At 42.5% G+C, this 22,803-nt stretch carries 12 protein-coding genes; all 12 read left to right on the top strand.

The window, feature by feature from the left end:
- Positions 1-85: 85 nt before the first annotated feature.
- The gene (locus tag SNE25_RS17270) at positions 86-2,449 is read left to right on the top strand and encodes an ABC transporter permease (protein ID WP_321560241.1); all 2,364 of its coding nucleotides are present in this window, start codon (positions 86-88) and stop codon (positions 2,447-2,449) included.
- Between the two features lie 44 nt (positions 2,450-2,493).
- Positions 2,494-4,866 carry an ABC transporter permease gene (locus SNE25_RS17275; protein ID WP_321560242.1) on the top strand — a complete coding sequence of 791 codons (2,373 nt, stop codon included), beginning with the start codon at positions 2,494-2,496 and terminating at the stop codon, positions 4,864-4,866.
- Between the two features lie 162 nt (positions 4,867-5,028).
- Positions 5,029-7,413, top strand: a complete 2,385-nt coding sequence (locus SNE25_RS17280) for an ABC transporter permease (protein ID WP_321560243.1) — start codon at positions 5,029-5,031, stop codon at positions 7,411-7,413.
- Between the two features lie 74 nt (positions 7,414-7,487).
- On the top strand, positions 7,488-9,854 hold the full coding sequence (locus SNE25_RS17285; RefSeq protein WP_321560244.1) for an ABC transporter permease: 2,367 nt from the start codon (positions 7,488-7,490) through the stop codon (positions 9,852-9,854).
- A gap of 199 nt (positions 9,855-10,053) precedes the next feature.
- Positions 10,054-10,605 carry a hypothetical protein gene (locus tag SNE25_RS17290; RefSeq protein ID WP_321560245.1) on the top strand — a complete coding sequence of 184 codons (552 nt, stop codon included), beginning with the start codon at positions 10,054-10,056 and terminating at the stop codon, positions 10,603-10,605.
- Positions 10,602-11,522, top strand: a complete 921-nt coding sequence (locus SNE25_RS17295; RefSeq protein WP_321560246.1) for an IS3 family transposase — start codon at positions 10,602-10,604, stop codon at positions 11,520-11,522. The genes SNE25_RS17290 and SNE25_RS17295 overlap by 4 nt, the downstream gene beginning before the upstream one ends.
- Before the next feature lie 400 nt (positions 11,523-11,922).
- Complete coding sequence (locus SNE25_RS17300; protein ID WP_321560247.1) at positions 11,923-14,313, top strand: ABC transporter permease; 2,391 nt, start codon at positions 11,923-11,925, stop codon at positions 14,311-14,313.
- Positions 14,314-14,378: 65 nt separating this feature from the next.
- Positions 14,379-16,754: an ABC transporter permease gene (locus SNE25_RS17305; RefSeq protein WP_321560248.1), complete on the top strand. Its 2,376-nt coding sequence runs from the start codon at positions 14,379-14,381 to the stop codon at positions 16,752-16,754.
- A gap of 65 nt (positions 16,755-16,819) precedes the next feature.
- Positions 16,820-19,243 carry an ABC transporter permease gene (locus SNE25_RS17310; protein ID WP_321560249.1) on the top strand — a complete coding sequence of 808 codons (2,424 nt, stop codon included), beginning with the start codon at positions 16,820-16,822 and terminating at the stop codon, positions 19,241-19,243.
- Between the two features lie 45 nt (positions 19,244-19,288).
- The gene (locus SNE25_RS17315; protein WP_321560250.1) at positions 19,289-21,682 is read left to right on the top strand and encodes an ABC transporter permease; all 2,394 of its coding nucleotides are present in this window, start codon (positions 19,289-19,291) and stop codon (positions 21,680-21,682) included.
- A gap of 77 nt (positions 21,683-21,759) precedes the next feature.
- Positions 21,760-22,164 carry a hypothetical protein gene (locus SNE25_RS17320; protein WP_321560251.1) on the top strand — a complete coding sequence of 135 codons (405 nt, stop codon included), beginning with the start codon at positions 21,760-21,762 and terminating at the stop codon, positions 22,162-22,164.
- A 201-nt stretch (positions 22,165-22,365) separates the two neighbouring features.
- Positions 22,366-22,794: a DUF4097 family beta strand repeat-containing protein gene (locus tag SNE25_RS17325; protein WP_321560252.1), complete on the top strand. Its 429-nt coding sequence runs from the start codon at positions 22,366-22,368 to the stop codon at positions 22,792-22,794.
- The last annotated feature ends 9 nt before the right edge of the window (positions 22,795-22,803 follow it).

A 22,803-nucleotide genomic window follows, 5' to 3' on the forward strand; every position in this document is an offset into this window, starting at 1 on the left:
AGTGGGTAGTGGGTAGTGGGTAAAAATGCCCGGCAATTTAGCATTTAGAGGTTAGTATTTAGCTTTTTCATTTAATATCTGTGTTATGTTAAAGAGTTATATAGTTATTGCTTTCAGAAATATCCGGCGTAACCTGAGTTATGCTTTCCTGAATGTTTTTGGGCTTACCCTGGGTATTGCCGCCTGTCTGATTATTTTTTTAATTGTAAGGAACGAGCTTGGCTATGATGCCTACAACAGTAAGGCAAACCGCACCTACAGGGTAACCCTGCACGCGCTCGATTTTAACTCTAACGTATCATTGGCCATCATACCGGCCATGCGTATCGACTTTCCCGAACTGGAGGCCACCACCCAGGTATTTTTCATGCGCGATGGAGTGGTTAAAGTAGGCGATAACCGTTACAGCGAAAAAAACTATGCCTTTGGCGATGAACAGATCAACAAGGTTTTTGACTATCAATGGCTGGCCGGCGATCCTAATACCGCGCTCCGGCAACCCAACAGCGTGGTACTTACCGAAACCATTGCCCAAAAATACTTTGATAAAAGCAATGCCATGGGGCAGCTGATCAACCTCGATAACGATTTAAACCTTAAGGTTACCGGCGTAATTAAAGATTTGCCCGGCAATACCAGTATGCCCCTGAACTTTTTGGTATCGCTGCAAACCATTAGTAAACGGCTGGAGGGCGCCATGCACTTTTGGGCAATTCCCGGCGGTAGTTATGCCTATATTGTTGTTCCGCCTAATTATTCTATCCGCCAGCTTCAAAAAAAGATGCCCGGTTTTGTTAAAAAGAACTTTGGTAATGATATTGCCAAAGCTGCCGTTATGCCATTACAGCCTTTAAAGGATATCCATTTCGATCAGCGTTACATCAATAATATTACAACACCTACATCAAGGGATACTTACTGGGCGCTGATAGGGGTGGCCCTGCTTATTATCATTACGGCCTGTATCAACTTTATAAACCTTGCAACGGCACAGGCCATCAGGCGTTCAAAAGAGGTGGGGGTGCGTAAGGTTTTGGGCGCTACCCGTCAGCAACTCATCAGGCAGTTTATGGGCGAAACCACGGTGCTGGTGCTTATATCGGTGATATTGGGTGTGCTCCTGAGTGCTGCTTTCCTGGCCGAGGCAGGGAAGTGGATGTCGATCACCATTGATGCAGGGCAACTGCTGCAACCCGTAGTAATAGGATGGATTGCCAGTATAACCTTGCTGGTTATTTTGCTGGCTGGTTTGTATCCATCTTTTATCCAGTCGGCGTTTCAGCCCGTCGATTCCCTGAAAAACAAGGTAAGTGTTTCAGCTAAAGGGCTAACGCTGCGCAAAGGCCTGGTAATTGCCCAATTCTCTATATCGCAGATATTGATCGTGGGCACGCTGATAGTAGCCCATCAGATGGATTTTTTTCAAAACCAGGACCTTGGTTTTAGTAAAGAAGCGGTTGTTTCTATCGGGCTTCCTGATGTTGCCAAACGGGAGGTTTTTGAACAGCAACTGGAAAGTTACCCGGGCGTAAAGGAAGTTAGTTTTTCATCGGGTGCACCAAGTTATAATAGTTCGTTCACCAGTTTTTCTTCGCCCGAGCTTGGGCTCACAAAAGACGATGTAACGGAAGTAAAGTACATTGACGAGAAATACACCGATATGTTTCAGCTCAAAATGCTGGCCGGACAGAAAATTTGGAAAAAGAATCCCAAGGATACGCTACACAGTATTGTGATCAACGAAACCATGATGCAGAAGCTGGGTTTCCAGGACCCGCAAAAAGCAATAAACAAGCATGTAACACTAAACGGCGACCAGCAATCAATCATCGTTGGCGTGATGAAGGATTTTCAAAGCGAATCGAAACATAAAAAACGCCGGGCCTGTGTTTTGGAATATAATGCCGACAGGCTATTTATGGCCGGTATCCGTATGCAGCCGGCAGGTATGAACAAAACCATTGGTTATATTGGTAAACAATGGTCAAAGCTGTTTCCTGATAACTTGTTCCGGTACGAATTTATTGATGAACATATTGCCGCCATGTATAAACAGGAGCAAAAAGTATATACCGCTTTTCAGTTGTTTTCCTATATCGCCATTTTAATAGGTTGTTTGGGTTTATATGGGCTAATTGCTTTTGCAGCCTCACAACGTACCAAAGAGGTAGGCATCCGAAAGGTGCTGGGTGCATCTGTGTACAGTATTGTAAACCTGTTTACCAGGGAGTTTATATTTTTAATTGGCATTGCCTTCCTGGTGGCGGCGCCGCTTGGTTATTACATTATGCATACCTGGCTCCAGAATTTTGCCTATCACATTAGTATAGGGCCGGGAATATTTATTGTGGCCATAGCTGCGTCGGCAATTATAGCAGCTATTACAATTGCTTACCAGGCTATAAAAGCAGCATTAATTAACCCTGTGAAAAGTTTAAGAAACGAATAGCGCTACTGCAAACCAGTATAAAAAAATTTAATAAAACGGATCTTATGATCAGGAACAATATAAAACTCATGTGGCGTAGCCTGTTAAAGAACAGGACCTACAGTTTTTTAAACATATTTGGGCTGGCAATAGGAATAGCCTGTGCCGCCCTGATATTTTTATGGGTTGAGGATGAGGTAAATTTTGATGTTGTAAATGTAAAAAAAGACAGGTTGTATTTGATTTTGGAGAATCAGAAATATGATACCTATGTTTTTACAGAATCATCAACCCCGGGCTTAATGGGGCCGGCAATGCAAACCGAATTGCCCGGTATAGCCAATACGTGCCGTACAACAGAGGGGGAAACATCATTTCTGTTTGCCGTGGGCGACAGGTCGTTTTTTGCTTCCGGAAAATATGCCGACCCATCTATCTTTAATATGTTTACCCTGCAATTTGCACAGGGCAACGCGGCTACAGCTTTTTTACAGTTGCATTCATTGGTTATCACTCAAAAAACAGCAAAAAAGTTTTTTGGTAATGATCAAAACATAATAGGAAAAAGCATACGGGTTGATAATAAGCACAATTATGTAGTATCGGGGGTTTTAAAAGATATACCTGCAAATTCAAGTGTTCAGTTTGAATGGCTTATGCCATATAAGGTATTTTTTGATCAAAATCCATGGCTAACAAACTGGGGAAATCAGGGAACAGCCACCTATGCAGAGTTAAAACCGGGTGTTGATCCCGAAACCATAAATAAACAGTTATATAATTACATTCAAAGGCGTGAACCCACTGCACTGGGGCATTCCTTTTTGTTTGCCATGAACGACTGGCATTTATACAGTGATTTTAAGGATGGGAAACAAACCGGGGGCGGACAAATTGAATATGTGCACCTGTTTACCATTATAGCCTGGATTATTTTATTTATAGCCTGTATTAATTTCATGAACCTGGCCACGGCCCGCAGCGAAAAACGGGCCCGTGAAGTTGGAGTGCGAAAAGTATTGGGGGCAGGCAAAAAACTGCTGATAGGCCAGTTTATTGGCGAAGCTTTATTTATGGCCTTTGTCGCAGCTTTTATCGCCATGGTTTTGGTTGCGCTTATTTTACCTGTATTTAACACATTGGTTCAAAAACAGTTAACAATTGGTTTGGGTAACCCCGCCCATATCGTTGCACTGTTGCTTATCACTATGGTTTGCGGCCTGGTGGCAGGCAGTTATCCTGCACTATACCTGTCATCATTTAACCCGGTAGCAGTGCTTAAAGGTGTCAGGTTAAAAAGCAGCGGCGCAACGTTTATTCGTAAAGGTTTGGTAGTGTTGCAATTCACGGTTTCTATAGTGTTGATTATCTGTACTATTATTGTTTATCAGCAAATTCAGCATGTAAAAAGCCGGCAGCTTGGCTTTAATAAGAATAACCTTATTGATATGCCTATGCAAGGCAACATGGCTCAAAATTATGATCTGATAAAACAAGACCTTTTGAGTACAGGATATATAACCAATGTTGCCCTTGCAGATCATGGTATTATTTATGGTGGAAACAACACTTCAGAAATGACCTGGGATGGAAAACCGGCCAATTCAAAAGTATTGATATCACGAAGATTTGTTACACCCGAGTTTATGGAAACATCCGGCCTTACGGTGCTCGATGGCCGAAACCTTACGATGGCAGATACCGTCAAACCAGTCCGTTTATTGATCACTAAGTCATTAGAAAAACTAATGGGGAAAGGAAGTGCCGTAGGTAAAACACTTCGGCATGAGGGAGATACCACCAGCGCTACAATAGTTGGTGTAGTAAATGATTATGTATATGGTAACATGTATGGCAAGCCTGATCCGGTAATGTTTCTGTGCGCATCTCCAAATCAAACATCGGTAATGTATGTGCGCATGAAACCAGGCAGCGATATTGAAAAGGTTTTGACCAGCATGCAAAACATTATGAAAAAGGATAATCCGGCGTATCCGTTTGATTATAGATTTGTTGAAGATGAGTTTAACCAGAAGTTTTTGTCTGAAGCCCTGGTGAGTCAACTTGCAAGGGTGTTTGCCTCCCTTGCCATCATTATTTCGTGCCTGGGCCTGTTCGGATTGGCGTCTTACACAGCCGAACGCAGAACAAAAGAAATAGGGATCCGTAAAGTGCTTGGTGCCAGCACATCTGGTTTGGCAGGCTTGCTTTCGGGCGACTTTTTAAAATTAGTGGTGCTGTCATGCGCTGTAGCTTTTCCTCTGGCTTATTGGGCAATGCAAAACTGGTTAAAAAACTATCAGTACCACATAGGTATAAACTGGTGGGTATTTATTGTAGCTGGTGTGGTTGCCATATTAATAGCTTTGGTTACGGTTAGCTTTCAATCTATCAAGGCTGCATTGGCAAACCCGGTGAAAAGTTTAAGGAGTGAGTAGATAGGAGCTTAAAGCCAAAGGCAGAAAGCATAAAGCTTTAAAAAAAACGGAGAAGAACGAAAAGCTCAATGTGTAAAGTCAAAAGTATTGAGCCATTAATAGATAATTAACCCGGTAAAGCTTTAAGCCTTTGGCTTTATGCTTTAAGCTAAAAAAAGTATTATGATCAAAAATTATTTAAAAACGGCCTGGCGTAATATTACCAATAACAAGTTTTACACGGCCATCAATGTAACTGGCCTCACCTTTGGTTTGGTTGTTGGTCTGTTTATGCTGCTTTGGGTGCAGGATGAATTGAGCTTTGACAAGTTTAACAAAAAAGGCCCCGAAATATACCGGATAGCCATAGTTGGTGGTACCGATGTAAGCAAGCAAATGCTCAATTACATTATAGCCCCTGTTGCTACTTTCGCGAAAAACGAATTACCCGAAGTTAAAGATGGTGTGCGCATCATGAACATTGGCAATACTTCGTTTAAGTATAAGGACAAAATATTTATTGAACAAAATATAGCTTTTACCGATCCTTCTTACTTTTCGGTATTTGATTTTCATTTGATCAAAGGCGAGGCGAAAAATCCTTTCCCGGATAATAATTCGGTTGTTATTACCCAAACCCTGGCCAAAAAATACTTTGGTAACGATGAGCCTGTAGGCAAAACAATAACCCTGGGCCAAAAGGATGTACTTAAAGTTACCGGTGTGGTTGATGATTACCCGGCTAATTCGAGCATCAAATGCAATGCGTTGCTTCCGTTAAGCCGGTTTAACCAGCAGGCTTATATTAAAGATGCCAGGAGTTATAACGGTACCAACCGCATATCGTCAATGGATGCCGACTGGATAAATTTTGGATTTGAAACCTACCTGCTCCTGAAACCCAATACCAATATAGCGCAACTGGAAAAAAAGCTGCAAACCATACATGAACGCAATAAACCAGATGATGCACCGGTACCTTACATGGCGCAACCGCTGCTGCAAATGCACCTGTATAAAACCGATGGCAGTAATGGCGGCATTGAAACCGTACGCACCTTTGCTATTGTAGCCATTTTGATACTGGTAATAGCCTGTATCAACTACGTAAACCTGTCTACAGCACGGTCAATGCTGAGGGCTAAGGAAGTGAGCATGCGTAAAATTATCGGTGCAGGTAAGTTTCAATTATTTATGCAGTTTATGGTTGAAACCACCATGCTGTTTCTGATTGCTACCGTATTTGCGGTGGGGTTAATGTACGTGCTCATGCCGTTTTATAACAGTTTTTCGGGCAAGCAGCTGGAATTGGCGATAACCAATTACGAGGTATGGGTATATATTGCGTTAACATTAGCCGGCACGCTTGCCGCGTCGAGCATTTATCCGGCCTTATTATTATCGTCGTTTGAACCTTTGAAGGCGTTAAAGGGACGCGTAACTGCAGGTATTGGCAATGCAGCCTTCAGAAAAGTGCTGGTAGTGCTGCAGTTTACCATATCCATAATGCTTATTATAGGTACGCTGATCATAGGCAAACAATTAAAGTATATCCACGAAAAAAACTTAGGGTACGACAAAGAAAACGTGCTGTCGTTTTCCATGCAGGACATGCAGAAGCATTATGACGCGGTAAAGGCGGAGCTGTTGAAGCAGCCGGGTGTTTTGGCGGTTTCAAGAGGGGGCACCAATATTATTGACAATAACGGCTGGACGGGCGACGCTGACTGGGAGGGTAAATCGCCAAAGGCAAACCTGTTGTTTCACCCTGTATTTGTAGACAAGGATTTTATAAGCTTTTTCAAGATGAAAATGAAAGACGGGAGCGCCTTTACCGGTGTGGTAGCCGATTCAACCCATTATATTTTGAACGAAGCGGCCGTAAGTGCCATGGGCCTTAAAGATCCGGTGGGTAAAACTATACGGATACAAAAAACCCGGGGAACGGTTATAGGCGTGATGAAAGATTTTCACTTCGCAAGCATGCGTAAAAAGATTGAGCCCTCTGTGTTGATTTATAATCCTGATAATTGTTTCCGCATATACATCAAAACAACGGGCAGGGATGCCCAAAAGGCCATTGCTGCTGCCCAGCGCAGCTGGAAGCAGTACAACAATGATATGCCGCTGGCCTATTCGTTTTTAGATGAAAACTTTGATATGCTTTACAAGGCAGATGAACGCACCGGTTCATTATTTAACCTGTTTTCGGCACTGGCCATTGTTATTTCATGTATGGGGCTGTTTGGTTTGGCAACCTACTCGGCACAGGTAAAAACCAGGGAAATTGGTATCCGCAAAGTGCTGGGATCAAGCGTTGCCGGTATTGTGAGGCTTTTGGCTACTGAGTTTATCGTGCTCATCATCATATCTATTTTCATAGCTGTACCTGTAGCCTGGTATGCGATGGATAAGTGGTTGCAGGATTATGCCTATAAAATTAGTATTACGGCCTGGGTATTTGTGCTTGCTGGCGGTGGTGCTACACTTATAGCGCTGGCAACCATCAGTGTACAATCCATAAAGGCGGCATTAATAAACCCTGTTAAAAGTTTACGGAGCGAGTAATTTAGCTAAAAGCGTAACACTGAAGCATAAAGCTGTTCATGTAATATAGTTTGGCTCTTAATATTTAAAATACCATGATTAAAAATTATTTTAAAATAGCCTGGAGAAGTCTGGTTAAAAACAAACTATACTCTGCCATTAATATTGGCGGCTTAGGCGTGGGAATGGCAGTAAGCTTTATGCTGCTGATTTATGTATATAATGAATTTGCTTTTGATGGCTTTCACCAGAAAAAGGACAGGATATACAAGGTTTTAAGAAACCAGCCGGCCAACGGCGAAATATATACCGGCGACGCCACCCCGGTGCCGGCAGCCCCGGCCATTATAAAAGATTATCCAGAAGTAGAGACTGCAGTGCGCGCCACCTGGGGGTACGATCAGTTGTTTAATTACAACAATAAGCCGCTCAAATTTAATTTAATGGCTGCCGATGAATCATTTCTGGATATGTTCACATTTGATTTTGTTAAAGGTAACAAACACGACGCGTTTAAAGACCTGGCCTCGGTTATCATGACAGAATCAGCAGTGAAGGCGCTGTTTGGGGATACCGATCCGATAGGGAAGATGGTAAAGCTTAATGGTAAAGATCTGGTAAAAGTTACCGCTGTTATCAAAGACATGCCTGAAAATTCAACCTTCAGGTCAAAGGCCATTATCTCGTGGAAATTCAATGAATCTGTTCAACCCTGGTTAAAGACCTCCGGGTGGGGTAATTATTCATTTGCAACTTATGTGTTATTAAAACCTGGCGCAAATGTAGATAAGCTTAACCGCGAAATGAAAAAACTGATTACCCGCTATGACGTTAAAAACAAGGAAAATGAGCTGTTCCTTTATCCGTTTACCAGGTGGCATCTATATAGCGAATTTAAAAATGGGGTAAATACAGGCGGCAGTATCGAGTATGTGAGGTTGTTCCTTTTCCTGGCCGTTGGTATTTTACTGATCGCCTGCATCAATTTCATGAACCTGAGCACCGCTCGGTCTGAGCGCCGATCGCGCGAGGTTGGCATCCGTAAGGTGGTAGGAGCCCGGAGAGTAGCCATTGTTCAGCAATTTTTAAGCGAATCTATCCTGACCGCTTTCCTTGCATTTCTGTTAGCGGTTATATTGATGCGGGTGCTGATGCCGTATTTTAATGAGATAATAGGTAAGCAAATGATTGTTCCTCTTGCCAATCAATGGACATGGATAACCGCCATTATGGTAATCCTGATAACCGGCATACTGGCAGGAAGTTACCCGGCCCTGTTTTTATCGTCATTTAAACCGGTAAAGGTTTTAAAAGGTGCAAATAATACCGGTAAAAAAACACTGCATACCAGGCAGATACTGGTGGTTTTACAGTTTATTTTTGCTACCTGCCTTATACTTTCGAGCATACTTATTTACAAACAGATCGACTACATCAAAAACCGGCCCGTAGGCTATGCACAAAATGGTTTAATAGAGCTTGATCTGGAGGGTAATATGATTAAGGAATTTGATAATTTCAGAAGGGATATCATTAATTCGGGTGCAGTGGTGGATGCTGCTACCTCATCGGGCAGTATTGCCAATAATAACAGCAGTACCTGGGGTGTTACCTGGCCCGGGCAACTGGCGGGCGAAGACAAGATACCGATTGACCAAATTGCCACATCCTATCATTTTGTTCCAACCTTCGGCCTGAATATTCTTGCCGGCCGCGATTTTGAAGAGGGCAGACCGGCAGACACTGCCGCTGTTATACTTAATGAAGCAGCTGTTAAAATGATGCACCTGAAAGCTCCTTTAGGACAGATAGTTAAATGGCAGGGTACCTCATGTGCTGTTATCGGGGTTGTTAAAAATTTTGTATGGGGATCACCCTATGAACCTGTAAAACCGGTAATTATAGGCTTTAATAAAGGTTGGGCAAACGCAATAGGCGTACGTTTAAATCCAAAAGCTCCGGTATCAAAAAGCCTGGCAACTGTTGAGGCCATCTACAAAAAGTATAACCCAGAGTACCCTTTCCAATACAAATTTGTTGACGAAACCTTTGGTGAGAAGTTCAAAACAGAAAAATTACTGGGTACTTTGTCGAGCTCGTTCACCGTACTGGCTATCGTGATATCTTGCCTGGGCTTATTTGGCCTGGCATCGTTCTCGGCAGAGCAGCGTAAAAAGGAGATCAGTATCCGTAAGGTACTTGGCGCCAGCATCAGTAACCTGTGGTTCAACCTGTCAAAAGAGTTTTTAATACTCGTTGTCATTTCGTTCGTCATCGGGTCGGCCATCAGCTGGTATTACATGAACAATTGGCTTGGGCATTACACGTATCGTACCAATATGAGTTTATGGGTATTTGCGGCTACCATAGGTGTAAGTGTGGTGGTGTGCCTTCTTACTGTAAGCTGGCAAGCCATAAAAGCCGCCCTGAGTAACCCGGTTAAAAATTTGCGAAGTGAATGAGTAGTGAGTACTGAGTGGTGAGTAGTGAGTGGTGAGTGAAATTTGTCGGACACTATAGCGTAAAAAAATAGATAAGTCCTGATTTAAGAACGTATAACTCAGTACTCACCACTCAGAACTTATAACTCAAAACTCTCAACTCATCACCTTAAAACTGACTCGTCCTAAAAAAACTATACACTAAAACTATTAGTGTAAGATGAAAAAAGAGGAAAAATTAATGCAAATGGTTCGCTTCTCGGAACAGGGTCATTTTCAGGTAGCCGTTCGCGACGAGATTATCAAAGCTATTGAGCATGGCGTTGCCAGAAGTGTGTTTACCAAAAAGTATGGTGTAGCCAGAAGTACTTTATCAGACTGGATGCGCGATCATGGATCGCCTGAATATCAGGCAAAGCGTCAGGGAAAGCATTTGAGTAAAGCAGAAAAGGAAACTATTATACGGTTAATTCAGCAAGGGCAGTTAACGAGGCACCAGGCTAGAAAGACTTATGAATTGGGTGGCGATGTTTTAGTCCGGTGGCTAAAGACAGCTTCCAGAAAAAATCCCGATCTTGTCATAGACTCTCGAAATGCGATGAAGAAAAAAGCCACAGAACAGCCCGATACAGCAGATTCTGAAAAACAGGCTTTGAAAAAAGCTCTCCAGGAAGCGCAATTAAAGATTCACGCCCTTAATACGCTGATCGACGTTGCTGAGGAGCAATTTAAAATAGCCATCAGAAAAAAGCCTGGCGCCAAACAGTCATGATAATTAAGCAAGATTATCCCCAGTTAAGCTGGGAGGTTCTTTGCAGGCTGTTTGGCAAGACCCGTCATGCCCATTACGATCATTTATGGAGAGCGCAGAATGATTCTTTGAAGGAAGACGTCATCCTGCAGTTGGTTTATGAGACCAGGGACTCACTTCCCCGTCTGGGAACCCGAAAAATGATACACATGCTGGCTCCCCGGTTAAAATCCCATGGTATTGTTGTAGGCAGGGATTATTTATTTGATTTGCTGGGCGTTCATAAGCTATTGATCCGGCAACGTAAAAAGAAGGCTTATACAACAGATTCCAGGCATTGGATGCATAAATACAATAACCTAGTAAAAGATTTGCCGGTAGCAAGGCCAGAGCAGGTTTGGGTAAGTGATATGACTTATATCAGGGTAATGAATCAATGGGGCTATTTGTCGCTGATCACAGACGCTTTCTCCAGGAAGATTATGGGTTATTGCTTCCGTGACGATATGCTGGCGCAAGGCTGCCTAGAGGCGTTGCAAATGGCTTTAAATAACCGCATATACCATGACCGCCTGCTTATCCATCATTCTGACAGGGGATCACAGTACTGCTCGAAAGACTATGTAAACGTGCTCCTGTTTCACGGTGTACAAATCAGCATGACACAAAACGGAGATCCATATGAGAATGCATTGGCCGAGCGGATGAACGGGATTATTAAAGAAGAGTTCAATCTCTATAGCAGCTCGCTGAACTTTGAACAGACCCGGCAGAAAATAGAAAAAAGTATCAAGACTTATAACGAGGTCAGGCCACATGGCAGTTGTGACTATCTAACGCCAAGTCAGGCGCATACTCAGCAGCATGCACTTAAAAGGCGTTGGAAAAGCTATCAGCGAAAATGGCAAAAAGAAAACCCTGTAGTTAAGGCTGTCTAAATAAACTCGATTGTAGATCATTATTGTTATTCACAAAAAGGAGGTACCGGCAAAAAGAAAAAAAGAAGCAAAAAAAGAAAAACGGGTTGAAATATGGAAAACTCTGTGAGTTTCCCACATTCCAACCCGGCAAACAAGCCACTGTTCGTTTATGAATTATATTTACTAACCGAACAGGACAGTACTAATCAGGATTAACAAAATCTGATGTATTGTTCAATCAGGATTAACCTAACAAAATGTATAGTCTTTTCAGGACGGGTCAAACTGTATCATATCCGAACAACAGGTGTTCCGGTTGCGTACGTTTGGTTTTGATGTTTTATTTTTAAATTGCTTGTAATTAGTTAGTTGTGTGTTTGGTACGCATTTTACAAGTAGATTTAAAACCAATTACCCTATGTTAAGGAATTACTTTAAAATAGCCTGGAGAAACCTTATAAAACATAAAGTTTTTTCATTAATCAATATTTGCGGCCTTGCCACTGGTGTTGCCGCTTTTTGGCTCATTACTTTATATGTTACCGATGAGTTAAGTTATGACCGTTACAATGCCAAAGCCGACCGGATATTTCGCGTGGTGCAGCATGGCGACTGGAATGGCGGCAAGTTCAATCTGGCAGTGACCTCGGCACCTTATGCCCCGGCATTAAAAAACGATTATCCAGAAGTAGAGGCTGCCATCAGAATTGACGCGGAAGGCGGTGGTAAAATAACTTATGGCGATAAGCAGATCAACGAAGGTAGCATGTTCTTTACAGATAATGCCATCTTTAATGTATTCACCTACCACTTTTTATACGGCGAAGCCAATAATGCTTTGGCAAAGCCACAATCAATAGTATTAACCCAAACCCTGGCACAAGCCCTATTCGGCAACGCAGCAGATGCCGTTGATAAAACTATACTAATAGAGAATACCCCCAATACCGTTACAGCTGTTATTGATGATGTTCCTGTAAATTCGCACTTCACCTTTAAGGCTTTGCGCGCACTGCCGGCTGGTTACACCACGCCCTGGGGTAATGCGAACGTATATACCTATATACTTTTAAAGGAGCATGACGATTTTAAGAAAATTGAAGCAGGCTCCGACGCGTTTTACAACAAATATCTGAAAGGTGGCCGCGGCGCCCGGCATTATAAAATGGAACTGCAGCCGCTTACCTCCATCCACCTTAACTCAAATTTAGATTATGAAATTGGTTCAAACGGTAATATCACTTATGTATATGTGTTTGGCGTAGTTGCCCTGTTGATTTTGGCTATTGCAGTTATCAATTATATAAACCTGACCACAGCCCGCTCATCGGTACGGATTAAGGAAGTAGGTGTGCGCAAGGTAATAGGCTCCAGCAAAAATCAACTGATGCTTATGTTTTTTGCCGAGTCTGTTTTGCTTACCGTGATAGCAACACTGTTAGCCGGGATGATCATTCAACTCGCGCTGCCATATTTTAACCAGCTTTCGGGTAAAAGTTTAATACTGCTTCAGTTTGGATTGACCAAAACAGCGGGTATTGCTATAGCTTTCGCTTTAGTTACCGGTATTTTGAGCGGCTTATATCCGGCCTTGTTACTTTCGGGCTTTGCCACTATTCCGGCCATGAAGGGGCAAACAGGCAGCCAGGCTTCAACTATACTATTCCGCAAATCGCTGGTGGTATTTCAGTTTATAGTTACCATAGTCATGATAGCCGGTTCATGTATCATATACCAACAATTACATTATGTAATGAACAAGGACCTCGGTTTTAATAAGGCGCAGGTGCTTACCTTCCACATTAGTGATAAATCTGCAAGAACCAAGATCGCGGCAATAAAAAACCAGTTGCTGCAAAACCCCTCTGTTGAAAGCGTAGGTGTAGCCGGAAACCCCATTGGTAACAATGATATAGGTTCGGGCGATTTTAATATCAGCAGCGACGGAAAGCCAAATGCCGAATCAAAGTTTGTAGAAAACCTGATTGTGGATGAAGATTTTATCCCAACACTGCAGGTTAAGATGGCAAAGGGGCGCAATTTTTCATCAGCAATGGCTACCGACCAAAAAGACGCCATTATTGTGAACGAAACACTTGTGAATGAGTTAGGCTGGAAAGATGCGGTGGGCAGGTTAGTTCGCAGCGGAGTTGATCAGGATGGTAAAGTCATTACGCAGAAAATTATAGGTGTAGTAAAGGATTTTAATACGTATTCATTACAGCATAAAGTAGCCCCAATGGTTATGAGAATGCCTGCAGCTGCAAACGACGAGGATAATTTATACGTACGGGTAAGCAAGAATAATATACCAGCCACCCTTAATTATATCAGCAAGATATACGGCCGTTTTGATATAGAGAATAAAGTGGAATACCACTTTCTCGATCAGAATTTTGCCAATCAGTACAAGTCCGAGCAAAAACAGGGGAGCATCCTGTTCATATTTACCATCCTGGCTATTTGCATAGCATGCCTTGGCCTTTTTGGCCTGGTAACCTTTACCGCCGAACAGCGGGTTAAGGAAATAGGTATCAGGAAAGTTTTGGGTGCAAGTGTAACCAATATCGTTACCCTGTTGTCGAAAGATCTGTTAAAGCTGGTATTAATCGCCACCGTCATAGCATCGCCGCTGGCCTGGTATGGCATGAGTAAATGGCTGCAGGGTTTTGCTTACCAGGTAGGCGTACAGTGGTGGGTTTTTGCGTTAGCAGGCGCTGCTGCCATATTCATAGCTTTTATAACTATAGGTGCACAATCGGTAAGGGCTGCAACTGTGAACCCGGCTAAAAGTTTGAAGAGTGAATAGGTGAGTGGTGAGTGGTGAGTGGTGAGTAAAATTGAACAGACAAGTTAGGATTTAATGAGAAGATCATGTTAAAAAATTACATCAAAATCGCGTGGCGAAACCTTTATAAGAATAAAGCTTTTTCGCTCATTCATATCCTGGGGCTAACCATGGGCATTACAGTGTGCCTCATGATTTTCCTGTATATTAGTAATGAGTTCAGCTTTGATAACTTTCATAGTAAAGGGAAAAACATTTACCGTGTTATGCGGGGTTTTGATGCTACAAAAGCAAGGGTTCCTTATTTATCGGGACCTTATGCGCCGGCTTTGCTAAATGATTACCCTCAGGAGGTAAAGCAGGCAGTACGTGTTTCTCCCAGGAACGACCTGGTATCATTTGGTGAAAAAGCTTTTAATGAAAAGAAAGTATTTGCCACCGATGCCGGTTTTTTTACATTGTTTTCTTTCCCCTTTATTAAAGGCAATGCCGCAACAGCTCTTAAAGAGCCGGGCAGTATTGTACTTACCGAAACAACAGCTAAACGATATTTTGGCAATGTTGATGATGCCATGGGCAAGGTAGTGCGGATGGATAAAAGCCTGCAATTAAAAGTGACTGCTGTTGTAAAGGATGTTCCGTCAAATTCGCACCTTGATTTTGACATGGTGATGCCTATATCAAACTATGTGCACGATAATGGTTTTGATATATGGATCAATAACAGCATGTATGTTTATGTGCTGCTTGATGAACATATAAGCCAGGCACAGCTGGAAAGCCGCTTCCCGCAGTTTATGGATAAATATATGGGCAAGGATATGGCCCGTATGGGAAGCAAGTTCGACCTTAAACTTACCCCGCTTAAAGATATTTATTTTGAACAGTCATCGGCATTTGATACCGTAAAGCATGGCGACAGAACTGTGGTATTCATATTTATATCCATCGCCATACTCATTATGCTTATTGCCTGTATCAATTTCATGAACCTGTCTACCATAAGGGCGGTAGAGCGATCCAAAGAAGTGGGTATGCGGAAGGTAATGGGCGCTTTGCGTAATCACTTAATTATCCAGTTTATTGGCGAGTCGCTTCTGCTGGCCTTGATTTCATGTGCGCTGTCTGTAGGTTTATTATTAATGCTGATGCCCTGGTACAATCAACTGCTCGGATATACTTTAACAGTGGCCTGGAACCAGCCGCCCATTTATTTGTTCCTGGCAGGCGTAATATTAGTTGTTGGTTTTTTAGCCGGCAGTTATCCTGCGTTTTTCCTTTCGGCGTTTTCGCCAATACAGGCATTAAAGGGAAAATTACGGCTTGGCAGGGGCGGCACGTTCTTTCGGCAGTCGCTGGTGGTAACGCAGTTTAGTATTTCGGTGTTGCTGATCATCAGTACCATCGTTATCATGAACCAGATGAGTTTTGTTAAAAACAAATCATTAGGTTATGATAAAGCCCAAACCGTAATAGTAAGTATCGATAATAATGATATTTATAACCACAGGCGTGCTTTTAAAGACCAACTACAAAATTCGGGCAATGTGGCTTCCGTATCGCTCATGTCGGGCGAGCCGGGAGGTTTTTTCGATGTTCAGGGATTTGAAGCTGAAGGGCAGCATGAAGTATTTAAATCACGATCAGAATTTGCCGATTTCGAATTTGTAAAGACCCTTGGCCTTAAAGTAATAGCCGGCAGGGATTTCTCGCCTCAGTTTGCTACCGATACCACCGAAGCGGTACTTGTAAACCGCACCGCGGCCAAATTGCTTGGTTTTACACCTGAACAGGCCCTCGGCAAATGGATAAAAAACACCGTGCGCGATGATAAGAAGCGTCATATCATAGGCGTAATTGAAGATTTTAATTTCCTGTCGCTCAAAGAAAATATGGACGCCCTGGTAATTTCGCCAAGCGAAGACAAGAGAGTAGCGGTAATAAAATTAAAACCAGGCCATATCAAATCATCATTAGCCGACATTAAAAACATCTACAACGAGGTAGCACCAATTTACCCGTTTGAATATAAATTCCTTGATCAGCAATTTGATGTTACCTATCGTACAGATATCAGGCAGCAAACAATGCTCGGTATTTTTTCGGGGCTGGCTATATTTATCGCATGCCTCGGTTTATTTGGCCTGGCATCATTCACTGCTGCCAAGCGTACCAAAGAAATAGGTGTACGTAAAGTATTGGGCTCATCGGTACAAAATATATTGCTTTTACTATCAAAAGATTTGCTGAAACCAGTATTACTGGCCACAGTAATTGCTATGCCCCTGGGTTATTATTGTATGAACCGCTGGCTGCAGAATTTTGCTTACCGTACGCCATTGCATTGGTGGATATTTGCTTTGGCCGCGGTAGCGACATTCTTAATTGCATTAACTACCATCAGCTTAAAATCGGTAAAGGCAGCACTGGCAAACCCGGTAAATAGTTTAAGGAGCGAATAGGGGTGTCGGGGTTTTGAGTTGTATGATATACAAATCTTATTATTAAGCATTTATTGTAAAATATCATGTTGAAAAATTACTTCAAAACCGCCATTCGCAGCCTGCGGAAAAATACAGGCTTTACAGCTATTAATATTTTAGGCTTGTCTGTTGGGTTAGCCACTTGTTTATTGATTGTATTTTATGTAATTGATGAGGTAGGCTATGACCGGTTCAACAAAAAGGCCGACCGCATTATGCGGGTGAATTTTGAAATAAAGTTTGGCGGCAATCATTCGCGATATGCGCAAACCATGGCCCCGCTTGCGCAGGTTTTAAAAACCGAATTCCCAAACGTAGAAACCACCCTGAGGTTGAAAGGGCGGGGAGGTGTGCATGTTAAAAAAGGGAATGAGAATATTCAGGAAGACCGGATAGTTTACAGCGACCCGGCTTTGTTTGATGTTTTTACCCTGCCTATTATTAATGGCAATGCCGCCACAGCCCTGGTTGAACCTAACAGCGCGGTAATTACCGAAAGTACTGCCAAAAAATATTTTGATCAGACTGATGTAGTTGGCAAAACGCTGGTATTGAATGATCATGAAAATTATAAAATTACAGGTGTTATTAAAGACATTCCCAAACAATCACACTTTAACTATGATTTTTTCCTGTCCATGTCAACCCTCGGCGAGAGTAGGGAAACTACATGGCTGAGCAATAATTTTAATACCTATGTTTTGCTAAAGCCAGGTGTTGATTATAAAAAATTTAACGCCCAGCTGCCGCCAATGATGCGCAGGCACATTAATGTAGAACTGCAAAGTGTTGTTCACTTAACCACGGATGAATTTGAAAAGGCGGGCAACTTCTTCAAAATGGATGTAACACCGCTTACGGATATACACCTTTATTCAGACAAAATAGGCGAACTGGGGCATAATGGCAACATCATGTACATTTACATCTTTTCGGCCATTGCTATATTTATCCTGCTTATAGCTTGCGTTAATTTCATGAACCTCTCTACCGCCCGTTCATCAAACCGGGCACGGGAGGTTGGGGTGCGTAAGGTATTGGGTTCGCCGCGTGGATCATTAATAGCCCAGTTTTTAGCGGAATCTATTCTGGTAACCTTTGTATCAACTCTTATAGCGGTGTTGATGGCGTGGGCCTTTCTGCCCTTATTCAATCAGGTAGCCAGTAAAGAACTTGCCATTACGTTACATTCACTCATTTGGTTAGTTCCGGTAATGATAGCTGTGTCACTGGTTATTGGATGTTTGGCGGGGTTCTATCCAGCGTTTTTCTTATCGGCATTTCAGCCTGTTGATGTGCTTAAAGGAAAGTTATCTACAGGTTTCAAGGGAGGTATGCTCCGCAGTTTTTTAGTAGTTTTCCAGTTCTCTATATCCATTATCCTGATCATTGGTACGCTGGTTATTTATAATCAACTCAAGTACATCCAGAATAAAAACCTGGGTTATGACCGCAACCAGATACTTATTGTAAAAAATACCGGGGCACTTGGCAATCAGGCTAAGATTTTTAAACAGGAAGTTAAACAGCTGCCCGGTGTGGATGATGCCACATTAACAGGCTATTTACCTACCGCAGATTATAGAAATACAAGCGCGCTGTTCCAGGACCCTACGCTTGATCAAAAACGCGGCATTTTACCACAGGTATGGTCGGTTGATGAGGATTATTTGCGTACGCTTAACATCAAGGTAGTTAGCGGCCGTAATTTTTCGACCCAGCTGCATACAGATTCGTCTGCAGTAATTGTAAACGAGACTGCCGTTAGGCTAATGGGACTTAAATCTCCCTTAAACAAACCAATTTACCGCCCTATGGATAGCGGGGGCAAAACCATCAAAAAGTTTAATATTATTGGTGTTGTCAAAGATTTTCATTTTAGCTCATTACGTGATAATATTTCGCCGGTTACCTTGTTTTTGGAAGACAACTATGATGCGCTCAGCGTGCGCACCAACGGCAAAAACGCTCCTGCCTTAATATCAGCCATCGAGAGCAAATGGAAATCGCTGCTTCCCAATCAGCATTTTGCCTATTCATTTATGGATCAGGATTTTGATGCCACCTACCGCACCGAGCAGCGTATAGGCAAAATATCAGTCATATTCACTTCATTGGCCATAGCCATAGCCTGTTTAGGGTTGTTTGGTTTAGCTGCATACGCCGCGGAGCAGCGCACTAAAGAAATAGGCATACGCAAGGTACTCGGAGCCGATGTGTCTGTTATTGTTGCCATGCTGACCAAAGATTTTATCAAACTGGTGTTCATCGCTATATTAATATCGTCGCCGGTTGCCTGGTATTTTATGCACCAATGGCTGCAGGGTTTTGCTTACCGGGTAAATTTTCAGTGGTGGATAGTAGCGCTGGCCGGCATAGGTGCAATTTTGATCGCCTTTTTAACCATCAGCTTTCAATCCATTAAATCGGCACTCGCCAATCCGGTTAACAGTTTAAAAAATGAATGATAAATCTAACAACAATAAATACCTATAATTCACCATCTAAGCCCTATGTTTAAGAACCATATCAAAATAGCATTTCGTAGTTTAAGTAAAAACAAAGGATTTACTTTTATCAATATTGTGGGGTTGGCCGTTGGTCTGGCCGTGTGTATCATGATCATGCTATACGTAACGCACGAAATGAGTTACGATAGTTTCCACAAAAATGGGAAGCGTACTTTTAGTTTGCACGGGAAATTAAAAATGGGCGATAATACCGTGGATATGGCTTATATGAGCTATGCTACCGCGCCGCTGGTTAAACAAAGCTATCCGCAGGTAGAGAGCTTTGCACGTGTTTTGAATTACTTTAAACCAATTGTAATTAATAAGCCGTCGGCTCCCGAAGCCAGGTTTTTAGAAAGTAAGCTGATATTCGTTGATCCGGGATTCTTTAATTTCTTCTCTTTCAAGTTATTATCCGGCGACGCGGGAGAAGTACTGAAAACGCCTTTCTCGGTGGTGATTTCAAAAGATATGGCCAAAAAATATTTTGGCCATGCCGATCCTGTAGGTCAAACCATCAATATTAAAACAGATAGCGTCCATACTTATCAAATAACCGGGGTGGCCGAAAACGCTCCGTCAAATTCTTCTATCAACTTTAATTTTGTGGCTTCGGGCCAAAGTTTCCAGTCAATGAAAGAGGCTGCTCAGTATTCCGGTTCTCAGAAAGTTGGATTTGGATCTTTTAATATCTTCCTGCAATTAAATCATGCCGCAGATACCGCTTCCTTCATGCATAACATGCAATTGATAAGCAAGAAAAATAAGGATGCCGAAGGGATACAGTTTTACCTGCAACCTTTAACAGATATGCACTTAAAGGGTAACGACGGCGACACGGCAAATACTAAATACCTTAAAATATTTCCGCTGGTAGCTGTTTTAATATTGTTGCTGGCATTGGTTAACTACATGAGTTTGGCCACTGCGCGCGCAACCTTACGCGCCAAAGAGGTTGGTGTACGTAAGGTATCGGGTGCCAGCCGCAAAAACATAGCCGTTCAATTTTATGTAGAAGCCGCATTGTTCAGCAGCATATCATTTGTGTTAGGCTATTTACTGTGCTTTTTGGTAAAGCCCTGGTTTTTAAATGTATTGCAGCTTAAAATTGATAATTCATTTTTATATAGCCCGTTAGTTGTTACACTACTGGTCGCTTTGTTTTTGGTAACGGTTTTGATAGCGGGCAGTTATCCTTCAGTAGTACTTTCGGCGTTTAAGCCTGCTATCACCTTAAAGGGGAAAACAAGTAAACAGGCAGGTGGCATGATGGTGCGCAAGGGTTTCACTACGCTGCAATTCGCTATATCAGTGGGGCTGATCATCTGCGGGATTATCATCGACAGGCAGCTTTATTATTTCAGGCATGTAGATACCGGCGTAAACCGTGATAATGTTATCATGATACCCGTTGGTAAAGATTTGGGTAAAAAATACCAGGTATTTAAAAAGGACATTGCTGACCTGGCTGGCGTAAGCAGCATAGCCACTTCGCATAACGCGATGTTTAAAGGCTTTGATACGTTTTCGGCCGAAGGCAAAACCAAAGACCAAAACGTGCTGATCACATCGCTGCTGGTTGACCATAACTTTATTTCGATGCTGGGGCTCAAATGGAAGTATCCTCCCTTACCAAATACCGAACTGGCAGCCCATAATAAAATAGTGATTAACGAGCTGGCTATCGAAAAATTAAATCTTCCGGTTAATCCTATCGGCAGCTTTATAAAAGCCGGATCAGACAGGTTAGAAGTTGTGGGTGTATTAAAGAACTTCAATTTTGGATCGATGCAATATGCTGTCAGTCCGATGGCGCTTTCAACAATTCCTGATTCTACATCATTATGGGGTAAGCTGGGTTGTAATTTGTTTGCCAAAGTAAAACCGCATACCAATTTGCCGTCGCTGCTTAAATCAATGCAGGATATTTATAAAAAGTACGACAAGGACACCCCGTTTGACTACACCTTTATGGACGATGCCTTTAACCAGCAATACAAGGCAGAAGACAGGCTGGCTTCCATATTCAGTATATTTACTTATATCACCGTAATACTGGCCACTATGGGACTATTTGGTTTGGCCGCGTTTACTATTGAACAGCGTACAAAAGAAATAGGCGTGCGTAAAATATTAGGTGCAAGCCTTTCTGCGATTACTAATTTATTAACAAAAGATTTTTTAAAGCTGGTGTTGTTATCCATCGTTATCGCCTCGCCGGTGGCGTGGTGGGCTATGCACAACTGGCTCCAGAACTTTGCTTATCGCATCACCATACCGTGGTGGGTATTTACCGTAGCAGGTGTTATCGCAATGCTTACGGCTATAATTACCATCAGTTACCATGCTATTAAAGCAGCTTTGGCTAACCCGGTGGATAGTTTAAGGAGCGAATAGCATGTTTTATTTTTTTTATATCAATGCAACTAAAAGTTAAATAAAAGGGTCTTATATCTAAATTAAACCAAAACATTATGAAAAAGTATTTACTGTTGTTATTTGTGGCCTGCCAGGGGTATGCTGTTTTAGCACAGAATGACAAGGCGCCATACATGACAAAATCATTGGCAGGGGCTGGTGTAAAAGCGGTTTTTGTAACTACATCAGGCGGCAGCATTGCTGTTAGCGGCGCAACCGGCGAGCAACCCAGGGTTGAAGTTTACATAACCGGCAACAACGGATTGAGGAATATATCAAACGACGAAATTAAAAAACGTCTTGATGAAAATTATGAGTTGGACGTTGCCGTAAACGGGGGCGAGGTCCACGCGGTTGCAAAAAACAAAAACAATCGCTCTTTTGACGGCAACAACGGGCTTAACATCTCCTTTAAAGTATTTGTACCTACCCAGGTAACTACTGATTTAAGAACCAGCTGAGGAAGTATTCATCTTGATAACCTAACCGGACAGCAAAGTTTTGAAACAAGCGGCGGCAGCCTGCATGTCGATCGCCTTACCGGGGTAATACGTGGCAGAACATCGGGCGGGAGCATAAGTGTAAGCAATTCAGGTCAGGATATTGACCTGCAAACCAGTGGCGGCAGCGTTAATGCATCAAATTGCCAGGGTCGTATAAAATTGGGAACATCGGGCGGTTCGTTGCGTTTAGATGCTTTAAAAGGTACTATTAATGCGAACACCAGCGGAGGCAGTATCAACGCCAATAACATTAGCGGTGAGCTGGTAACCGGCACCTCGGGCGGCAGTATCAACCTGTCGCAACTGGCATGTGCCCTTGACGCTTCAACCAGTGGCGGTAGTTTCCATGCGCAGTTTACCAATGTTGGCAAATATGTTAAAATTGATGTTAGTTCAGGGCATATTGACCTGGATATTCCTTCAAAGCAAGGACTTGATCTTGACCTTCGCGGCCAAAAGATAGAGTCAGCCCTGTTGGGGAATTTTAATGGAGTTAAAGAAAAGGAAAAAATACAGGGAAAACTTAACGGAGGCGGAACTCCGTTTGAGGTTAGGGGTAACGGAAGAATAACCCTGAACCTTAACTGATTACACGTA

This window comes from Mucilaginibacter sabulilitoris (genome assembly GCF_034262375.1).
In the GTDB taxonomy this organism is placed as follows: domain Bacteria; phylum Bacteroidota; class Bacteroidia; order Sphingobacteriales; family Sphingobacteriaceae; genus Mucilaginibacter; species Mucilaginibacter sabulilitoris.